This window comes from Nostoc sp. LEGE 06077 (assembly GCF_015207705.1).
Classification (GTDB): Bacteria; Cyanobacteriota; Cyanobacteriia; order Cyanobacteriales; family Nostocaceae; genus Nostoc_B.
Genome location: NZ_JADEWI010000119.1, coordinates 1 through 2,855, shown reverse-complemented (window position 1 = coordinate 2,855; position 2,855 = coordinate 1). Strand labels below are relative to the sequence as shown.

The 2,855-nt window shown below is 42.2% G+C and carries 2 protein-coding genes and 1 pseudogene; 1 reads left to right on the top strand and 2 read right to left on the bottom strand.

All coding sequences use genetic code 11. The features are described 5' to 3' along the window. Positions 1 to 200: 200 nt before the first annotated feature. Positions 201 to 1,268: an anthranilate phosphoribosyltransferase family protein gene (locus IQ244_RS32110; RefSeq protein WP_193900700.1), complete on the bottom strand. Its 1,068-nt coding sequence runs from the start codon at positions 1,266 to 1,268 to the stop codon at positions 201 to 203. A gap of 76 nt (positions 1,269 to 1,344) precedes the next feature. Beyond that, on the bottom strand, positions 1,345 to 2,280 hold the full coding sequence (locus IQ244_RS32105; RefSeq protein ID WP_193900699.1) for a LysR family transcriptional regulator: 936 nt from the start codon (positions 2,278 to 2,280) through the stop codon (positions 1,345 to 1,347). A gap of 390 nt (positions 2,281 to 2,670) precedes the next feature. On the opposite strand from IQ244_RS32105, the pseudogene IQ244_RS32100 reads away from it, so the two are divergent. Further along, a pseudogene (locus IQ244_RS32100) lies at positions 2,671 to 2,855 on the top strand (IS5/IS1182 family transposase); the annotation flags it as partial.

Below are 2,855 nucleotides of genomic sequence, written 5' to 3'. Positions count from 1 at the left end.
TAGATGAATTGAGGCATTTTATCTGGAAGCGTTTAGAGAAATTCAACACATCAATCGTTGCTTCTATTACAGGTTGGGATTTTATTCTTGATGCTTTATTTGCATCAGATTTTTCGTGAATTGGTATCACGCATTCGGTGAAACCGTTCTCGCAGAGTAGGCGCAAAGGCGCAAAGAGGAGTATAAGAGTTGGCGAGTAACTAAATATGTTGCAAGGTATTCTCTGAGGCTGACTTAACGATTTGGCTGATTTCTTGAAGTTTGGCGGCGACTGCACCGTTAGTTAATAGTTCTTCTGTTTTGGCTATACCCGATCGCATATCTGAACAAATACCACTGCGCCAGAGATAAAATCCACCATTCCACAAGGCTGTTTGCATTAATTCTCCTGGTTTTCCGGCGAGAACATCTTGAATCTGGGTAATTAATTCTTCTGTAGTTCCTAGAGGGACATTTTTGCTAGTAATACCGTAATCATGGGGAGATAACAGCAATCTTTCTAAATTGGGGGTTGCTGATAAAGCGATAATTGCAGTGCGATCGCGTGGTAAATCACAACTACCTTCTAATCCTTTAATTAAGGTATAGTTTTTCACACCTCTTAGCTCTAAAGCTGCTTGAAACATCCCTTCTGTTGGGGGATGGACAAACCCAGCAATTAAATGAGCTTCCCCTGCATAAGGACACCAAATTAATTCCATTGTGGCAAAGGGCGGTCGTTTACCGAGTTGGTCGCGGTATTCCCAAATACTTCTAGTCAAAGGAAAATGATTGGGTGTATGAATAAAACCAATTCCCGTTTGTGCAAATACTTGCTGGGTTTGAGGCAATGCTAAAGCAGTCCAATCAACGCCTAAACCCTGCCAAATTTCTATTAAAGGTAAACCATATTTTGTAGGCAAGCGATCGCCGCCGTGCATCACTATAGGTTGTCCAGCAGCAGCGAGGAGTAAAGCTGTGACGTGGCTAATGGGGGCAGTGCGGGTTCTGCCATCGTAAGGTATACCTAATACTATTACAGGACGTGCAGCAATAATTGGTTGGAGTTTTGGCCCTAGTTCATCAAAGGCATCTAACATCCCTGCCAACTCTTCCCCCGTTGGTCGTTTGATGCGGTGGGCAATTAAAAATGCACCAATTTGGGCTGGTGTTGCTTCTCCTTGCAACATCATTTTAGTAGCGATCGCAGCTTCGCCACGCGTTAAGTTTTCGCCTGTGTGGTTGCCGCTACCTACTTTTTTTAGTAGTTCCCTGAAGATGTTACTCATATTTGGTCACGGGTCATTTGTCAATGGTACAAACTATTTATTGACTATTGACTATGGACTGTTGACTAATCATACTTCAGGAAGCCGATCGCTGTTCTTGAGATTGCAGAGGAATATTTTCTAAGACTAATTCCCAAAAGTGTTTAATTGGGGGAATATGCAGACGGTCTTGAGTTGTCACCATGACTACGCGGCGAGTTAACCCAGAATTATCTAAGGGATTATTGGCTAAAGGGCGAACTGCTAAGGTTGGGTCGTGACGCGCTTCGACTAAGGCAGAAGTGGGGAGTAAGGCAATTAATTCGCCTTGACGTACAACACCCCGGAAGGCATCGAGGGTATTGACTTCTAATGCTGCGTGGAGTGTAACTTCTAAACGCTCAAATTTATCTTGGACTAGTCGCTGCATTCCGTAACCATCTTTAAATACCACTTGGGGATAACGCACCAATTCTGACCAAGGGATGCGCTCATATTGGGCAAGAGGATGATTCACTGCGGTGAGGACTTCTATGGATTCATCGTATAAAACTTCCACCACCATTTCTCTGCCGGTGGTTAAAAAGCGATTATTCATGATGATCGCTAAATCTACTAAACCATCTTTGAGAACTTTTAAGGCGCGATCGCTGCCCAAAGATGTGACCCGCAATTGCACTTCAGGATAATCACGGCAGAATTTTTGTAATACTGGCGGTAAGTAAGAAGCGCACAGGGAATGAATTGAGGCAATGCACAATTCTGGCTGTTTTCCCGCCATTAAATCTGTTAATTCTTGGGTAGCAACTTGCCACTCCTGACAAATTTTGCGGACACGGGGCAATAAACGTTCCCCGCCCAAGGTTAATTTAGCATGAGTGTTTCTGTGAAACAGTTCCACCCCCAAATCTGCCTCTAAAGCTTGAATCTGGCGACTGATAGTTGATTGGGTGACACCACATTGTCTGGCTGCTTGTTGAAAGCTACCACTATCGGCGATCGCTAAAAAAGCTTGCAACTGCTCTAGTCGCATATTAATGTAGCCTGAATTACATTTACGGCTCTCATTAAGTTAACGGTTTTCTCTCCAAGATTTAGTAGAGTTTGTTACATCTACTAGTAATTGACACATTTTAATAGAAATTTAACCTTTACTTCTGATCTAAATAAGCCTCAGTAGTCAGAAGTCAGTAGGAATTGGGGTCAAAATTACGGTTTTTTACTTACTTGCATTAGGGATTTCCCCGAAATAAATTATCAAACACCGTCTCAGGAGTCAGGAACCAGAATTTAGAGTTGAATTCTGTGTGACACTTCGGAAAGTTCAGTGTATCAATGACGGATAAATAACTAGAACGCTTGCAAAAATGTTTTGTGGTAAAATTAGAGGCTTGGCAATTTGCGATTAGGACTTTGAGGAGCCGTGAAAATAGAGAAAGCCAAACAGCTTACTGCAAAAAAATTTAAGCGAATGACTGGAGTAAGCCGTAAAACTTTTGAATTAATGGTTGATGTAGTTAAAGCTGATGCTCAAAACAAAAAGAAGCCTGGTCGCAGTCCTAAATTAGTTATTGAAGACCAAGTTTTAATGGTCATTCAATATTGGAG